Raw genomic sequence first — 18971 nt, 5'->3', positions numbered from 1 at the left:
CGCTCGACACCTCTCCCCCGATCGACGGGGGAGAGGAAAGGGCCGGGCAACGAGCGGCGGCGCTGACCTGAGGTGATTGTCCGGATAAACACGCGGCAACCGGTCGCCGCGCACAATTCAATCCAGAACCTGGGAGATAACGGTGGCCGACAAGGTAAAAGTGCTGGTGGTGGGTCTCGGCAATATGGGTGCGTCGCACGCCAGTGCCTATCATCGTTCGGAGGGGTTTGAGATCGTCGGCATCATGAGCCGCTCGATCAGGAGCAACACGAAAATCCCGGCCGAACTCGCCGGTTATCCGCTCTACGAGGATTTCGACCTGGCGCTGGGGGAGACCAGGCCGGACGCGGTCTCGATCAACAGCTGGCCGAACACCCATGCCGAATACGCGCTGAAGGCGATCGCGGCGAACTGCCACGTGTTCATGGAAAAGCCCTTGGCCACCAACATCGAGGACGCCGAAAAGGTGGTGGCGGCCGCGCGGGCGAAAAACCGCAAGCTGGTGCTCGGCTACATCCTGCGTGTCCACCCCTCGTGGATCAAGTTCATCGAGGTTGGCAAGACGCTCGGCAAGCCGCTGGTCATGCGGCTCAACCTCAACCAGCAAAGCAGCGGCAGCGCCTGGCACTGGCACAAGAACCTGATCGATTCGCTGATCCCGATCGTCGATTGCGGCGTGCATTATGTCGACGTCATGTGCCAGCTGACCGGCGCCAAGCCGGTGCGCGTGCATGGCATCGGCGCCAAACTATGGGCCGAAGCCGACAAGCAGAATTACGGCCACTTGCATGTCACCTTCGATGACGGCTCGGTCGGCTGGTACGAGGCCGGCTGGGGCCCGATGATGAGCGAGACGGCCTACTTCGTGAAGGATGTCGTCGGCCCGAAAGGCGCGGTCTCGATCGTCGCCGGCCAGCAGGCGAGCAGCGCGGCCGAGTTGGCCGAAGTGTCGAACTCCGCCGACATCGACCGCCACACCAAGACCGACGCGCTGAAGATCCATTATGCGGCCGTCGACGGCGACAAGAATTTCAAAAAGCCCGACGAGATCGTCAGCATGGAGGACGAGCCCGGCCACCAGGAACTGTGCGACCGCGAGCAGGCGTTCTTCCTGCGCGCCATAAGCGAGGACCTCGATCTGACCGAGCAGATGGACGCGGCGGTCAACAGCCTGCGCATCGTGCTCGCGGCCGAACAGAGCATCGAGCTGGGACGGACGGTCGAGCTGGCCTGATGCTATCCGGTTGCTGGCGCTGGAGGCGGCACCGGCAGCGCAGGAGTTTCATCCTTCTCCCCGTCACTATACGGGGAGAAGGTGCCGGCAGGCGGATGAGGGGCGGCGCCTACATTTGTAATTAGCCGGCGACAGCTCGCGCATTCCTAAGCGCGATGTCGAGGCAACGCAAATTTGGGAGTGAGACATGGTCACCGACAGTCTTTTGAAAACCTATGCCGAGTCCGACGCACTTGGCCTCGCCGCGCTGGTCCGCGGCGGCCAGGTTTCGCCGGCGGAACTGGTCGAGGCGGCGATCACGCTGGTCGAGCGGTTGAATCCGTCGCTCAACGCGGTCATCCATCGCCTCTATGACATGGCGCGCGCGCAGGCCGCGACGGTCGACACATCAGCACCCTTTGCCGGCGTACCATTCCTGCTCAAGGAACTGGCCTCGTCCTGGACGGGTGCGCCCAACACCAATTCCTGCTTCTACCTCAGAGATATCGTCGCCGATTTCGACACCGAAGTCGTCCGCCGCATGAAGGCGGCGGGACTGGTGCTGGTCGGCAAGTCGAACGCGCCCGAAAACGGCTGGTCGATCACGACGGAACCAAAACTTTACGGCACGACGAAAAACCCGTGGAAGGAAGGCATCACGCCAGGCGGCTCGAGCGGCGGCGCGGCCTCGGCTGTCGCCTCGCGCATGGTGCCGATCGCGGAGGCCAGCGACGGCGCCGGCTCGATCCGCATCCCCGCCTCCTGCTGCGGGATCGTGGGCCTGAAACCGTCGCGCGGCCGCGTCAGCCTGGCCCCGTTCGGCGACTATTGGTATGGCGGTGCCTACTTCCTCTGCTGCTCGCGCACGGTGCGCGACACGGCGGCCTATCTCGATGCGGTGGCCGGCGCGCTGCCCGGCGAACCCTATACGCCGCCGGTGCCGGATGCCTCCTGGCTCAGCCTGTCGGCGCGTGCGCCGAAAAACCTGCGCATCGGCTTCACCGTCACGCCGTCCAACGGCACCGCCATCGATCCGGAGGTGAAGGCGGCGGTGCTGGCGACCGTGGCCGCATTCGAGCGGTTGGGGCATGATGTCGAGGAGCACGACATGCCGCTCGATGCCAATGGCGTATGGGCAACCTACACCAACATGACCTGCGTCCAGACGGCGGCGACCTTCGACTCCCTGGAAACGGTGATCGGCCGGCCGGTGACGTCAGCGGATGTCGAGGCGGTGACCTGGGCGATCATCGAGCGCGGCCGCGCCACCAGCGGGGTCAGGCACATCTCCGATGTCGAGCAGCTCCGGCAGGTCGGCCGCGATATTGTCGGCGACCTCAGGGCCTATGATCTCTTCGTCACGCCCACCTTGACCCAACTGCCGCGCCCGTTCGGCTATTACGACATGTCGGAGACCGACATCGACCGCTACAACGCCAAATGGACGGATGCCGTCTTTGCCTTCCCCTTCAACATCTCCGGCCAGCCGGCGATCTCGCTGCCGCTCGGCTGGTCGCAGGGCGGCGTGCCGGTCGGCGTGCAGCTGGTCGGCCGCTACGGCGACGAGGCGACGGTGCTGGCGGCGTCGGCACAGCTGGAACAGGAAATGCCATGGAGGGACAGGCGGCCGCCGGTGAGCGCTTAGGGACCTGTACGGAGGTTTGATCGCTGGACGGCAAAACCTTTCCCGTCGTCATCCTGGGGCGTAGCAAGGAGCGCAGCGACGCCGCGCAGACCCCAGGATCCATGCCGCGACATCAAAGCGTTCCCGGCGGTCCAAAATTCTGCTCCGCTGCACCCCACGGAAAGGTCACGGCATGGATCCTCGGGTCTCCGCGACGGAGCTTCGCTCCTGCTCCGCCCGTGGATGACGAAGGTGGAGGGACCTCAGCCAATTTCCGGAGGTGCAGATATCAAGCCTCCTACTACCCAATCACCTCCAGCCGCCGCGGCAGCCGGTTCATCGCGACCGGCCCATCCGGCGTGATCAGGAACTGGTCCTCGAGGTTGAAGCTGGCGAGGCCCTCGATATAGAGCGGGATTTCGAAGGCCAGCACCATGCCGGCCTCGATCACGACCTCGCTGCCGGCCGATATGAACGGCCATTGCTCGGAAAAGACCGACTGCCCGACGCCGTGGCCGAAGTGGCCGCGGCGGTAGGAGCGCAGGCCTTGGCGCGCCAGGCTGTCGGTGGCGACGCGGTGGACATGGGCAAGCGTGTTCCCGGGAACAAGCTCGGCCAGCCCATCGTCGAAGGCGCGCTCGGCAATGGCGTGCAGTTCGGCCTGATCAGCCGAAGGCGGGCCGAAGGTGAAGTTGCGCGACATGTCGGAGGCGTAGCCACCGACCGTACAGACCATGTCGCATTTCAGCGGATCGCCCGCCACGGCCCTGGCGTCGGCGCCCTTGGCCCGGGCGCCCAGCGTCACATATTCGGCCGTGATGACCGGATACGAAAGCCCAGCCGCCGCTGCGGCGACGCCCTGCCGGTAGAGCGCGACGAGATCGCTCTGACGCATGCCGGCCATGGCATCGACCTGCAGCCGCTCCAGGCCGGCTTCCGACAGGATGATGCCTTGCCGAAGCAGGTCGATCTCGCGCTGCGACTTGAGCGCGCGCAGCCGGTCCAGCACAAGCGAGCCGTCCACAACAGGGCAATCCGGCAGCAGCGCCTTGATGGCGGCAAAATCGGCGGCGGGAATGAAGTCGAGGTCGAGGCCGAGCGTGGCGCGCTCCAGCCCGAAATCGGCGAGGATTGCCTGCAGCTGTCGCACCGAGCCGGCGAGGTCGAAGGTGGCGGGACGCGCGAAATCCGGCGCGCGGCCGAGCGAAGCCAGGCCAGCCTCGATACGCTCCGCCAGGGGCAGCCCGGCAGCTCCTGTCTCGACCGGCGCTGCTTCGATCCAGATCGGGTGCGAGCGCACGACCATCTCGGGCGCGGCGGTCCGCAGTTGCGTGGCATTGAAGTCGGCGACCACGACGCCGATCGGCAGGTCCTGCCTGGCCGGGACGACGACGAAGCCGGCGCCGGCGCGCCGGAACAGTCCGGCCGGACCGATCGAAGCGCCGGTCGCGTAATGGAAGGCCTCGGGCGCTGAGAGCACCAGCGCGGCGATGCCGGCGCGTTGCATCAACTGCGTGGCGCGCTGCCGGTCGACAAAACCCGTCATGTGTTTCTCCGGATGTCCGAAGCGACAACGGAGCATCGCAGGTGCGGACAATCAAGACGGTTGCTCGTATTGACGCACCGATACCTTGAGTGCGGAGCGGAGACGCCCACGACTTCGTCATCCTAGAGCGGAGCAAGGAGCGCAGCGACGCAGCGCAGACCCTAGGATCCACGGTCCAGAATCTGCTCCGCTGCACCCGCCAGCACGGTCGCGGCATGGATCCTCGGGTCTCCGCGACGCCGCGCCGCGGCTGCTCCGCCCGTGGATGACGAAGGGATAGGATGTCGGCCACGGTTGCCGGCGACCCGCTACTTGATCGATTCCAGCTTGGTCAGGGCGGCGGTGAAGCCGGCCAGCGACACCGGGATGGTGACCGGCTTGCGGGTGACGGACTCCATGCCGATGTTCAGATTGGTTCCCGACTTCATCGCCTTGACGAGGTCCGGCGGCAGCGGCGTGGCGGCGTAGGCGCCGTTCTGGTCGCTGGTCTGGATGGCGATGGTCGTCTTCTGTCCCTGGTCGATCTGGTAGCTGGCGCCGGACGGCAGGAAGAGGCCGTGCGGCAAGGCGAGCAGCATGGCGAGGCTGCCATTACCGTTGTCGCGGCGAACGGTCACCGTAAGCACGCGCTGTCCTGTCTTCGCCTCGGTCAGGTTCTGAGACACCTGGCATTGAAGTTCGGAGCTCGCCGAGCCGCTGGAGCAGTTGACCGCCCAGGGATTGGCGTCGGCCGGCTTTGACTGGGCCGGTTGGGGCTTGGCGGCTTCCTCGGCAAGTGCGGGTCCGGCGCCCGACAGGATGAGCCACAGGGCACCAATACCTGCGGCCAAGCTCAAAGTATTAGCTACAGCTAAAACAACTCTCATGTTCTTTTAGGCCCCACCGGTATTTCCCGCAGTAGGGCTTGATACAGCACTCCAATCCAGCCTGAAAGCCAGGAATCCACCGAAGCAAGCCGGCAAATCTACTGTGTCCATATTACCACAGAGAAGCAGTTTGGTAGGCCACAGCAGCAGTTTGATCACTGGGGACTCGCTATACACTAGATTTCCATTAAACATCAGCACGCGGGACGTGTAGTCCCAGAAGGACTCGCCAGGGATGGGAACTACCGAGAAGTCTCGGCAAGTTGGTGAGATGGCGGCGCGTGGGGAGGGGTTCCACATGCGCGCCGGTTATCGCCGTTCGAGCATTGCAAGGCAGCTCTGGAAGACGACGGCGCTTACGTCGCTGGCGCTAGCGCTCTCGGGCGTGGCCGCCTATGGCGACGATGCCGGGCTCTGGCAGCCGCAGGTCCGGGCCATCATCGGCGCCGACAACAATGGCGGCAACGCCGCGCTCGAAGGCTTCATCCCGATCAAGCAGAGCGCCGAATCGGTGCTGTTCCTGGATGTGCGGGCCAAGCACGATTTCAAGGACGCCTTCGGCCAGGATATCGGCCTCGGCATCCGCCGCATCGTCAACCCGGACCTGATGCTCGGCGGCTATGCCTATTTCAATGCCGAGAGCTACGGCGGCACGCAGTTCACCGGGGGCACGCTGGGCGTCGAGGCGATCACGCCGAATTTCGACGCGCATGTGAACGTCTTCGTGCCGATCAAGGGCGACTCGACCGACCACTCGACCAGCTCGACCCTGTCGATGGTCTCCAACCAGCTGATCGAGCAGATCTCGGTGCTCGACCATCGCGACTACGCGGCCTGGGGCATCGAGGGCGAGGTTGGGGCGAAGGTGCCGTTCGACCTGCCCGACAGGCATTCGCTGCGGCTGGACATTGGCGGCTACCATTTCGAGGATCCGCACGGTGATGACGGCAGCGTCACCGGCGCCAAGGCTGGCATCGAATATGAGATCGGCGATGTCTTTGGCACCGGAACGTCGCTGACCTTCACCGGCGAGGTGCGCAACGACAATCGCGACGACACCCAGTTCGCCGGCAGCGTGCGGCTGAATATCCCGTTCAATCCCGGCGGCGGCTCGGACAGCACCGCGGCCATCGGGGCGGATCCGGTCTATCCGGTCAGCGAAGGCCTGCGCAAGCGCGTCAACGAGCGGGTGCGGGGCGATATCGGCGTCCGCATCCAGAGCCAGGACAAGACCGGCGGCACGACGACCCGCGTCGCCATCAACGCCGCCACCAATGCCGCGTTCGGAAAGTTCTATTTCGCCGATGGCGGCCTGGCCGGCGCCGGCACGCAGGCCGACCCGACGACATTGGACGATGCCGTCACCAAGGCCGGCAACGGCGGCTTCGTCGTGGCGCTCGGCGGCAATGGCAATCTGACGACTGGCGGCGTGACGCTGGCCACGGGCCAGACGGTCATCGGCGGCGGCGAAAGCGTCACCGCAAAGCTTTTCGGCGGCGGCACGGCCACCTTCAACCTCGGCGGCAGCGACGGCACGATCCAGGGCACCAACGTCGCCAACCCCGTCATCACGCTGGGCAATGGCAACACGCTGAACGGCATCACCATCACCGGCGGCGGCGACGGCATTTTCGGCAACAACGTCACCGGCACGACGCTGACCAAGGTCACGGTAACGGGCACCGGCGGCAATGGCGCCGACTTCACCGGCAATTCGACCAATGTCAGCGCGTCCAATTTCACCGCCACCGGCAACGGCCTCGACGGCCTGCACATCGAAGGCGACGGCACCTACAATTTCACCGGCACGACGCTGCTGTCGGGCAACCAGGACGACGGCCTCGATATTACGGGCAAGGGCACCTACAGCTTCGCCATCCTCAACGCGCAGGACAACCAGGATGCCGGCATAACGGTGAAGGGCACCGCCGTCGGCGGCAGCTTCACCACCACCGGCGGCCAGGTGTCGGGCAACACGGCGCTGGGCGACGACGGCGCCGGCATCTTCATCGACCCGATCACCGCGCATGTGGTGCTGGATTCAATCTCGCAGACCGGCGGCACATCGGGCGTGGTGCTCGACCATGTCTCGGGCAGCTTCACGGTCAACGGCGCCACCACGATCTCCAACACGACGGGACCGGCGATCGCCATTTCCGATTCGCCGGCAACGATCCGCTTCGGCGACATCAACATCACGGCGCTGGGCGGCGACGGCATGTCGTTCAGCGGCGTCAACGCGGCGGTTGTGGCCGGCAACATCGTCATCTCCGGGCTCGGTCTCGGCCATGCCGGCCTCGACTTCTCCGGCAGCCAGACGACCTTCACGGCGCTCTCGGCCAACATCAGCGGATCGGGCGCCGGCTCGATCGGCATCGATCTCGCCGACACCACCGGCGGCGCTTCGATCATCATCACCAATGGCGGCACCATTTCGGGCGTCGACACGGGCGTGCGCCTGGGCATCGCCGGCTCGCTGGCCCACTCGGCCAATGCCCAATTCAGCTTCGGCGGCGGCTCGATCGCGGGCGTCACCGCCTCGCTCGACGCGCGTGGGTTGAACCAGACGCTCGGCCTCTATGCCTTCGGCTCGACGACGTTCAGCGGCCCGCAGCTGTTCGACCTCCAGAACGTGATCTTCGTCGGCGCGGCAGCCTCGGGTGCCGGCGACGGCTCCTCGCTTGCGAACCTGGCGTCGATCGGCACCGCCGACGGCATTACCGACGCCAACGCGATCTTCGTGCTGGTCAACGACGCCGGCAACACGCCGATCAATGCGTCGGGCGGCTTCTCGCTCAGCGACGACCAGACGCTGGCGTCCTTCGGCAATGGCCGCTCCTTCTCGCTCGGCGGCGTGCCGATCAACGTCACCGGGACCAACATCCAGCACGACCAGGTCGTTTCGGATCCCGGCACCGGGGCGGCGACGCTGACCAATTCGGGCGCCGGCGACGTCGTCACGCTGGGCAACGGCAACTCGCTGCTGGATTTCAACATTTCGGGCAGCAGCGGCGCGGCGATCAACGGGACGGGTGTTGCCGGCCTGGCGGTGCAGGGCGTTACGGTCAGCAATGTCGCGACAGGCCTGTCGCTCGACAATTTCAGCGGTACCGGCACGTTCACCAATTTCGATATCGCCAGCGCCGGCGCGGGCGTCAGCATCACCGGCGGCACCACCGGGACCCTGACCTTTGACGCGGCGAGCTCGATCGCCGGCACGACAGGCGTGGCGTTCAACATCGATTCCTCGACGCCGAATCTCATCTATAACGGCACGATCAACCAGACCGCTGCCGCGAGCGCGGTCAAGATCAACGCCATGAACGGCGGCTTCGCCAGGTTCGGCGGCAAGATCACCGCCAGCACCGGCGCGGCCAACGCCATCGACCTGACCGGCAATGCCAGCGGCGCGATTGCTTTCGTCGGCGGTCTCGATCTGACAGCCGATGGCGGCTTTGCCTTCAGCGCCGTCAATGGCGGCAATCTGACGGTGTACGGGGCAAGCAATACCGTGGCGACCGGCCTGGGGCCGGACGAGAAGGGCATCCAGATCGCCGGCATGACGATCGGCCTGGCCGGAGTGAACTTCTCCAGCGTCACCGTGGATGGCTCGGGCGGCGGCGTTTCGACCGGCATCGCCATTTCCAACACCAGCGGCGGCAACGTCAACTTCGGTGGCGTCGACCTGTATCGCATCAGCGGCGTCGCCATCAGTCTCGACAATGTCGCCAGCGGCAGATACACCTTCCAGGGCACGACCAAGGTCGACACCGTGGTGGGTGGAGGCTCCGGCTTCCTGGTTCAGAACAGCGCCGCGACCGTCGGCGTCAGCAACCTCGTAACGACGAATATCGCCGGCGCCGATGTCAGCCTGACCAACAACACCGGCACGATCGACATTGGCGGCACCATCACCAATTCCGGCACGGGCGATGGCGTCGTCGTCTCCGGCGGCAGCGCGGCGATCACGATCGGCGCGACCATCAACAGCTCGGCGACAGCGCCCGGCACGGCCGTCAGGGTCGACGGCATCACCGGCGGCTCGGTCGCCTTCACTGGTCCGGTCACCTCAACCGGCGCGGGCAACCTGTTCGCCATCGGCTCGACCACCGCGCCGACGGGTGGCACGATCAGCTTCACCGACTCGGCGCTGACCGCCAGCGGCGGCGGTGGCGCGATCATCGCAGGCTTGGGCGCGGCCGCGACCTTCAACGCCACGTCCCCAATTTCGATCACCAACGCGGTCGGCAACGGCCTGTCGGTCTCCAATGTCGCCGGCAGCGCCACCTTCGGCGCGGTCACCGTGTCGGGTGCAACCGGCAATGGCATCGACATTTCAGGCAATTCCGGTTCGGTGACTTTCGGCACCACCAATGTGACGCTGGGCTCGGCGGCCAACACCGCCGGCATCAACTTCGGCGGCATCAACGCCGATGTCAGCTTCGGCACCACCAGTGTGACGATGGGCGCCGGCGCCAACCAGACGGCAATCGACTTCAGCGGCTCGTCGACGACGGCCGATTTCGGCGTGACCACCATCACCGGCACCGGCGAGGCCACCTCGCGCGGCATCGACCTGTCGTCGACGACAGGCAACAAGACCATCACCTTCCTGCGCGGCTCAAGCATCAGCGACGTCCATATCGGCGTCGATTTGTCGTCCGGCCTCAGCACGCTGACTTCGGCCAACGCCAATTTCACCTTCGGCGACGGCACTTCATCCGACGGGCTGCAATCCTCGATCAGCGCCGCGCCCGGCGGCTACACCGTCAACACGGTCGGGCTCGACCCGACGCTCGGCAATTATGATTTCGACGACGTGTTCTTCACCGGCAGCGCCAATCTGCCCTCGGCGGTCGGCGCGGTGACGATGGTCTCGCAGTCGGGCGGCGTCATCGCCGTCGGCACGTACGGCCTCAGCCAGTCGGTGACCACGATTTCGCTTGCCGACGCCGATCTCATGACCGGCACGCAGACCTTCGCCTTCGTCGGCACCGTCGATCTCAGCGCAACGCCGTTCACGCTCGATTCCGGCCAGTCGATCACCGGCTTCGGCAACAGCAACACCATCACCGTATCCGGCACCTTCCAGCAGGTGAACGTGCAGGGCAATCTCGGCGCCACCGGCGGCAACGTTACCGGCGACGAGGGCGTCGTCACCGGCACCGCGGACGCTATGCATCTGCTCGGCAGCAATCAGGTACGCAACACCGCCTTCGACTTCACTGGCGCCAGCGGCTCGGTCTTCCTGATCGACCAGAGTGCGGCCGGCTTCGACAACACCGGCGGCATCACGATCCAGGGCGTCACGGTCAGCAATGTCGCCGTTGGCCAGACGGCGTTCAAGGTCGACGGCCTCACCAGCAACGTCTCGATCATCGACAACAACATCAACGTCGCCGGGACGCTGCTCGACGCCGATGGCGGCGACGGCAACATCACGCTCACGCGCGGCAACCTGCCCAATGGCGGGCCGGCCGGCACGCTGACCGGCGGCGGCGTCTCGATCGTCAACCGCACCGGCGGCCTTGTCGATTTCACCGACAAGGCGACCATCGGCGGCAATGGCGTATCGCTGACCAACAACAGCGGCGCGGTAATCACCTTCGCCGATCTGGACGTTTCCACCAATGGAGCGACGGCCTTCACCGCCACCGGCGGCGGCACGATCACGGTCGACGCGGGAACGATCAATGCCACGGGCGCGCAAGCGGCGTCGCTCGACAGCATCACGGCCGACATTCATTTCACGTCCACCAGCGCGACGTTCAGCGCCGGCAACGGCATCGACCTGCAGAACCTGGCCGGCACGGCCGCTTTCGGCACCGGCACGCTGACCAACACCGGTGCGGGCACGTCGTTCAATGTCGGCTCGGCGACCGCCGCCAGCGGCGGCACTGCTGATATCTCCTATGGCGGCACGATCGCCACCAACGGCAGCGGCGCCGCCGTCTCGATCCAGAGCATGACCGGTGGCTCGGTGGCGCTGTCGGGCAATTTGACCGACAGCAATGCGGCGGCCGGCGGCAACATTTTCGTTGCCGGCAACGATTCCATCACCATCACCTTCTCGGGTACGACCAAGCAGATCAGCTCGGGCGCCGCCGATGGTGTCAATCTCGGCCTCCCCGGCGGTTGGCCTTCGGGCACGCCGACCCCCAACACGAACTCCGCCATCAACTTCACCAATGGCGGCCTCGACATAACGACGACAACAGGCGCGGGCTTCATAGCCATCGGGGACTTCGGCTCCTCGACCTTCACCGTCACCGGCAGCGGCAACAAGATCAATTCCGGCGGCAACGGTCTCCTGGCGGTCGGCGCCGATGCCGGCGTCGGCGGTGTCACCTTCGACAGCATCTCGGCGGTATCCACGAGCGCCTTGGGCGGCGGCGCCGGCGTGTTCCTGTCAGGCATGACCCTGGCGGGCAATGTCAACATCGGCGGGCTGAAGGATACCGGCTATATCGGCGCCTCGCTGTCCGGCCTGTCCGGCCCCGGCGTGGTCAATTTCACCGGCACGAACGATCTCGACACCAGCCATGAAGGGTTCGAGATCAGCGGCCAGGTCGGCACCATAAACATCGCCAATGTCGCCGGATCCACCCTGACCATCGACGGCAGCGAGGTCGGCATTGCGTTTGCCGTCCTCCAGACCGGGACCGTCAATGTCGGCGGCAACGGCGGCGTCGCCAGCATCGGCGCGACGACAAGCACCACCGGGTCGGCCATAGCTCTCTCCGGCGGCAACGACCTTGTTAATGCGACGCTGAACTACAACGGTTCGATCAAGGTCGATACGGGCACGGTGCTGCAAGCCGCCGGCGGCGACTGGACCGAGTTGAACATGAGCGGTTCGGTCGTTTCGACCACGGACGCGGCGGCGGGGACGGCGGCCTTCACCTTCACCGGCAACGCCAACGGCGCCTACAACATTTCGAGCACGATCAATCATACCGGCAAGGGCATCGGCGTGTTGTTTGACGGATCGTCCGAGGGAACGGCCACCTTCTCCGGCACGTCGAAGATCTTCAATACCAGCAGCGGCGCCAACGGCGCCATCGTCAAGGCCCCCAGCATCGGCCCGGGCGAAGGCACGGGCACGCTGGCCTTCACCGGTGGCAACCTCAAGATCACCACCTCGAGTGGCGCCGGCTTCACCGCCAGCACCACCGGCCCGGGCACGGTCAGCGTCGGCGGCACCGGCAACACCATCACCACGACGACCGGCACCGCGCTCGACCTGGACGGCGCGACGGTCGGCCCGGATGGCGTGACTTTCGACAGCGTCTCGGTCAACGGGGCGGCGACCGGCATCGCGCTGAACAATGTTTCCGGCGGCACTGTCGGCCTTGGCGCCGCGAATTTGCTGGGCATCACCTCGCATGGCGTCGATATCTCCGGCACGCTCGGCTCGACGCTGAATTTCACCAGCCTGAACATCGGGCTCGGCGCGGCGAACGCGATCGGCCTCGACCTCAACGGCGCCGCGCTCGGCACCAGCACCGTCACGGCTGGGGATTTCGACGTCGACGGCGGCAGCTTCACCGACACGATCGGCATCGACATGGCCGACACGACCGGCACCGGCACGATCCAGCTCGGCGACACGACCAACAACAACCCAGCCGGCCAGACCTCGAAGATCGAGAATGTCGGCTATGGCGTCCAGTTCTCCAGCGCCACCAACGCCAAGCTGGTCTTCGGCGACGGCGCAGGTCCGGCCGAATCTTCGATCGCCACCACCGGCGGCCAGGTCATTCACGCCACCGACACCTTGCCGACAGCGGGCGACTACAATTTCAACGACGTCAATTTCTCCGGCGACACGTCAAACCTGTCGGCGATCAGCGTCTACTATGTCACCGCCGACGCCAGCGCTCTCGGCGACGGCAGCCTGCTCAATCCAGGCACCTATGCGAACGCCCAGAATTCCACGGCCAATGTCATCGTGCTGATCGACAAGAACGGCACCGGCAGCCAGGAGACGATCGACCTGAGCGGCACTTCGTTCCAACTCGACGACGGACAGGTGCTGCTAGCCTTCAAGAGCGGCGATGCGGCCGTCGATGTCTCGCAGCTCGGTGTCGGCACCAGCAGCGGCGCCTCGGCGGCATTCCATTTCACCACGGTGCAGAATTCGCCGATCATCTCGGCGCCGGGCGGCATCGATACGCTGCGGCCGATCCTGCAGAGCAACACCGCCACCTCGGTGGTCAATTTCGCGACGACCGGCACCGGCGTCCTCACCGGCGGCATCGAGAACCTGATCATCCGCAACACCGGCAGCGGCACCGGCGTCTCGGGCAGCGTGGCGGCCGCCTCCAGCTTCTTCCTCAGGAACAACGACATCGCCGCCGGCGGCCGGGCGCTCGATTTCACCACCAGCGGCGCGCCGGCTGCCGACAGGCTTCTGCTTTCGATCGACGGCAACACGCTGCAGTCGACAGGGACCGCGCTTGCCGCCAATTTCCTCGGCCAGAGCGTCAGCGCCACTCAGAATACGATCGCGATCCGGTCGTTCGCCAACAATACGGTCATCGGCGGCAGCGGCGGCGGCATTGCTTTTAACGGTGCCACCTTCGACTCGACGGGGGGCGGCGGCACCGTCAGCGCGGGCACCCTCACCGTCGGCACAACTGGTGCGCGCGTGCAGGGCGACGGCCTCAACCTGCTCAACACCAGCGGCACGCTCGATCTTGGCACCTTCAGCATTGCCAACAATGGCGGCACGGGCCTGCTGGTCAACGAAAAGGGTGGCACGACCTTCACGTTGAACAGCTCGGGCGGCTCGGTCGACACCACGAACGGCACTGCCATCAATCTCGACCCGCTGACGGTCCACATGACGCTCGGCAGCGTCACCGCCACCGGCGGCGCCAGCGGCATCATCTTCGACGGTGTTGCCGGCACCTTCGCCGTCACCGGCGCCACCAGCATCACCGGCACGTCGGGCGCCGGCATCAGCGCCATCAATACCAATACCGGCACGTTCAACTTCAACACGGTAACGGTCAACAACACGACCGGCGGCGGCATCGGCTGGGCCAGCGGCACGCTCACCGTCACCGGCCTCGCTAACATCGACACCACCACCGGCGCCGGCATAGCCGCGACGGGCGGTACGATCAGTGTCGCCGGCTCGGGCAACACGATCACGACCGGGTCAGGAACCGCACTCGATCTCAGCGGTACGACCGTTGGTGCTGGCGGCGTGAATTTCTCCAGCGTCTCTGCCAATGGCGCCGCTACCGGCATCGCGCTGAACAACGTCTCCGGCGGCGCCATCGCACTTGGCACGGTCGACCTGCAGGGCATAACCTCGCGCGGCATCGATGTGTCCGGCACGCTTGGCGCGGCCCTGTCTTTCACTGATCTGGGCATCGGCCTGAACAGCGGCTCGGCCGTTGCCTTCGACCTGAATGGCGCGATCATCGACGCGGCGATCACCGCCAATGATTTCGACGTCACCAATGCGGCCGTGGGCGCGGGCTCCTCGATCGGCGTCGACCTGCGCGGCTCGACCGGCGGCTCGACGGTGCGGCTCGGCGACGCCGTGATCGCGGGCAACAGTTCGAGCATCGCCGGCGTCAATACCGGCATATTCCTGAACAGCGCGACGAATCTTGCCTTTGTCTATGGCGACGGCGAATCGACCGACCAGAGCTCGACCATCAGCGCCAATGTCGGCATCGACGCCTCCAGCGCGCCGGCTGCCGGCACCTACAATGTCCAGGACGTGAACTTCCAGGCGAGCCCCGGCCTCGGCTTCGGTATCGGCAAGATCTATTTCGTCGGCGCCACCGCGACCGGCGATGGCCTTGGCAAGGACCAGAGCAATCTAATGACGTTGGCCGCAGCGGAGTTCCAGGCCGGGCCAAACGACATCCTCGTTCTCGTCAACAATGGCGTCATCACAGCGGCGGGAGGCGACAACACGCTGCTGCTGCAGGCCGGCGAGCAGGTGCGCGGCTTCGGTGCCGGCGCCATCAACCTGGCGCTGACCGTGCCGTCGACGATCCAGCTGGCCAGCAATAACGTCTCGATCGTCGATCAGACGTCCGGCGGCGCGGCGGCGCTGACAAGCGCGGATGGCAGCAGCATCATCACGCTGGGCAGCGGCGGCAACATCATCGACGGCTTTACCATCAACGGTAGCGACGGCACAGGCGCCAATGCCGCGATCGGCATCAGCGGCGCAACGGCGAACGCCACGATCCGCAACATGACGATCAAGAACGTCACCGCCACCGATATCGACTTCGGCGCCGGCGCCACCGGCACGACGACGCTGACCAATCTTTCGCTCTTCTCCACGGGCGCGGCCGGCACCGCCATCAAATTTGGTGCTGCCTCCGGAACAGTCACCGCCACCAAAGTCGTCACGTCGGGCGGCGGCGGCCTGTCCGTCGCCGGCGGCAACGCGGCCATCAGCTTCGACAGCACGAGCTCGGTCTCCAGCGTCGTCGGCACCGCTATTCGCATCACCAACCGCACCGGCGGCAGCTTCGGCTTTGCCGGCATGATCGGGACGAGCACCGGGGCCAGCGGCATCGCCATCTCCGGCGCAACCGGCGTAAACACAGTCAGCTTCACCGGCGCGGTCAATCTCACCGCCAACACCGGCACCCCTGTCTCGATCGACAATGGCGGCCTGGCCTCAACCGTCAGCTTCGCCAACCTCGCCATCACGACGGGCGGTGGCAACACGGCCTTCACCGCGACCGGTAACGGCACGGTCAATGTCGCCACCGGATCGATCAGCACGACGGCCGCCCAGGCGATCAACCTCAACGGCATCGCCGCCGGCATCAATTTCACCTCGACCACTTCCGGCGGGGGCCCTAATAACGTCGCGCTGACCAATGTCACCGGCACGGTGAACCTGGGCACGGGCTCGTTGACAGGCGCTTCGGGCACGGCGTTCAGTGTCAGCGGCGGCTCGGCCAATATCACCTATGCCGGCACGATCGCACAAGCGATGGCCGGCCAGCAATTGATCGCGGTCGCCAACACCACTGGCGGCACGGTGAACTTCACCACCGCCGTGGCGAACGGCCTCAACGATACCGCCGGCACCGGCATCCTGATCGACGGCGCCGCTGGCAACGTCACCGTCAACAATGCAAGCCTGACCGGAACGGCCGGCATCACCATCCTTGGCGATGCGGCGAACAACGCGACCGGCACCTACACTTTCAACAATGTCGCGATCCAGACCGCCGCGGGCGCCACCAATACGGCCTTCGTCGTCGATGGCGACCAGGGCACGCCGGCCAACGACGACGTGAGCGCGACCGTCAACCTCAACAATGTCGACATCACCAACCCTGGTGGCAATGTCGCCAACATCCGCGGCATGGCCGGCGGCTCGGTCAATTTCGACTCCGCCAGCTCCATCGCTCGCAACGATGGCGGCTTGGGCATCGTCGCCCTCAGTAATGCCGGCGGCTCGATCAATTTCGGCGGCGCGTCGAAGACGCTCTCGACCGGGGCCAACGCCGCGGTCATTCTGACCGCCAACTCTGGCGCAACCATTAACTTCACCGGCGGCGGGCTGGCGATCACCACGTCGAGCGGCCAGGGCTTCAATGCCACGGGCGGCGGCACCGTCAGCGTCACCGGCTCCGGCAACACGATTTCCGCCGGCAGCGGCGCCGCGGTCAATCTGGACACGGTCGCCGTCGGCGTGGGCGGCATGAGCTTCGCCTCCACGAACGCGGGCGGCGGCGGCGGCAGCGCCGTGATACTGGACACCGTCACCGGCCCGGGAGCCATCAATCTCGGAACCGGCGCCCTGCTCGGCGGCAACCTCGCGGCAATCCGCATCGGCGACGGCGCCGGCGGCGCCAACAGCGGCGGCACGGTGGCCTTCAGCTATGCCGGCACCATCACCAGCGGAACCGGCCAGGCGGTCAACATCCAGGATCGCGCCGCCGGCGCCGGCAACATCACCCTGTCGGGCACCATCACACACAATGTCGCCGGCCAGACCGGCATCCTGCTGGACGACAACGCCGCCGGCACCATCACCTTCTCGGGCACCTCCAAGTCGATCACGTCGGGCAGCGCGGCCGGCGTCAGCCTGACCGACAATGCCGGCGCGATCATCGACTTCAGCAATGGTGGGCTGGTCATCAGCACCACCAGCGGCACCGGCTTCAACGCCACCGGCGCGGGTCCGGCAGCAACCACCGGCGGCACGGTGACGGTGACGGGTTCTGGCAACACGATTACATCCACGACCGGCACGGCGCTCAACATCGTCAACACGACGATCGGTGCGGGCAATGTCACGTTCCAGCGCATTTCGGCCACGACGTCGAGCGCGAATGCCGGCATCGTGCTCGATAACACCGGTGCTGCCGGCGGCTTGAAAGTGACGGGCACGGGCGCGGTTGCCTCCGGCGGCACGATTGCCAACAAGACCGGCGGCGATATCCTCAACGGCAATACGGCCAGTGGGAACACCGCTTCGGGTTCGGCCGGCACAGGCATCTTCCTGCGCAACACCAGCGGTGCTTCGTTCACCAACATGCAGTTGAACGACTTCTCGAACTTCGCCGTCTACGGCAACAATGTCACCGGCTTCATCCTTGCCAACTCCGTCGTCAGCGGCGTCAACGGCTCCAACAATAACGGCAATATTGAAGAAAGCGCGATCCGCTTCGACAATCTGCTCGGCACCGGTTCGATCACCGGTTCCAACATCAGCGGCGGCTATTACGGTAATGTCGCGGTCTGGAACACCAGCGGCACGCTCAACCGGTTGACGATGAGCGGCAACACGTTTGGCCTGATCAACGCAGGCGGTGGCAACGACAATGTTGACTTTACCGTTTACAACAGCGCGACGGCGAATGTGACTCTTGACAACAACACCTTCTCCGGTACGCGCTCCGACTTCTTCGAAGCGATCGCCAACAACAATGCTACCATGGATGTGGTCGCTACCAACAACACATTCCACAACGGCCAATCAATCATTCCGGGCGGCGGCACCGCGATTTCGGTCCGCGGCGGTTCGGGCGGCAACGTGTCGGCGGCGACCACCACCTTCAACATCACCAACAACCTCAACAGCGACGGCGGTGCCAATGCCTTCGACACCGTCGGCATCTTCGTCGCCAAGGGCCAGGACCTGGGCACGATGACCGGCAAGATCGTCGGCAACACCTTGGTTGCCAAAACGGGCTCGAACTCCGATGGCATCTTCGTGCGCGCGGCCGGCGGCGGTGCGTTGACGACGCTGATCCAGAACAACACCATTACCGGCTGGGGCAACAACGGCATCCATCTGCAAAACAATGACGGCAGCGCGACGATGAACGCTACGGTGTACGGCAACAGCGTCACCGCGCCAGGTGTCGCCTTCGCCTTCGCCGGGTTCTTCGCCGACAATGGTGCAACCGTGGGGCCGCCCGCGGATACCAGCAAGATGAATCTCGTGCTTGGCGGCACCGGCGCGCAGCAGAACACCTTTACTGGTGGCAGCATCAATGTGAGCTTGAGCAACTTCAATGCGGGCACGACGTTTAACCTGTCTACCAACGGATCTGGTTCCGGGTCGGTGACGGGCGTTGTGCAAGACGACAATGCCGGCAGCCCCACAGTTGACACGTCGGGCGGCGGCGGAACGATCAACCTCGTGGGCACGCTCCCGCCAGCACCACCCTGACCAATGTGCCAGTTGTTTAGCCGGCAAGATACGACTTCTCAGCG

General features: G+C 65.5%; 5 protein-coding genes. 3 read left to right on the top strand and 2 right to left on the bottom strand.

Translation table 11 applies throughout. The features are described 5' to 3' along the window. Window positions 1–142: 142 nt before the first annotated feature. Together LB554_RS23460 and LB554_RS23455 are read left to right on the top strand one after the other, a co-directional pair. On the top strand, window positions 143–1234 hold the full coding sequence (locus LB554_RS23460) for a Gfo/Idh/MocA family protein (RefSeq protein ID WP_140876140.1): 1092 nt from the start codon (window positions 143–145) through the stop codon (window positions 1232–1234). A 187-nt stretch (window positions 1235–1421) separates the two neighbouring features. Continuing rightward, the gene (locus LB554_RS23455) at window positions 1422–2858 is read left to right on the top strand and encodes an amidase (RefSeq protein ID WP_224587172.1); all 1437 of its coding nucleotides are present in this window, start codon (window positions 1422–1424) and stop codon (window positions 2856–2858) included. A gap of 280 nt (window positions 2859–3138) precedes the next feature. On the opposite strand, the gene LB554_RS23450 is transcribed toward LB554_RS23455, so the two are convergent. After that, window positions 3139–4383, bottom strand: a complete 1245-nt coding sequence (locus tag LB554_RS23450; RefSeq protein ID WP_224587170.1) for a M24 family metallopeptidase — start codon at window positions 4381–4383, stop codon at window positions 3139–3141. Between the two features lie 308 nt (window positions 4384–4691). Next, complete coding sequence (locus LB554_RS23445) at window positions 4692–5213, bottom strand: invasion associated locus B family protein (protein WP_224587168.1); 522 nt, start codon at window positions 5211–5213, stop codon at window positions 4692–4694. 334 nt (window positions 5214–5547) lie between these two features. Here LB554_RS23445 and LB554_RS23440 point away from each other — a divergent pair, with 334 nt between their 5' ends. Continuing rightward, the gene (locus tag LB554_RS23440) at window positions 5548–18927 is read left to right on the top strand and encodes a hypothetical protein (protein ID WP_224587166.1); all 13380 of its coding nucleotides are present in this window, start codon (window positions 5548–5550) and stop codon (window positions 18925–18927) included. Window positions 18928–18971 lie beyond the last annotated feature (44 nt).

The sequence above is a fragment of the Mesorhizobium sp. CO1-1-11 genome (assembly GCF_020164995.1).
GTDB lineage: Bacteria > Pseudomonadota > Alphaproteobacteria > Rhizobiales > Rhizobiaceae > Mesorhizobium > Mesorhizobium australicum.
The sequence above is the reverse complement of the archived record's forward strand: the minus strand, read 5'-3'. Positions and strand labels throughout refer to the sequence as shown.

Coding starts and splice junctions, on each gene's coding strand:
- LB554_RS23455 (WP_224587172.1), top strand. CDS start 1,422: ATGGTCACCGACAGTCTTTTGAAAACCTATGCCGAGTCCGACGCACTT.
- LB554_RS23450 (WP_224587170.1), bottom strand. CDS start 4,383: ATGACGGGTTTTGTCGACCGGCAGCGCGCCACGCAGTTGATGCAACGC.
- LB554_RS23440 (WP_224587166.1), top strand. CDS start 5,548: ATGCGCGCCGGTTATCGCCGTTCGAGCATTGCAAGGCAGCTCTGGAAG.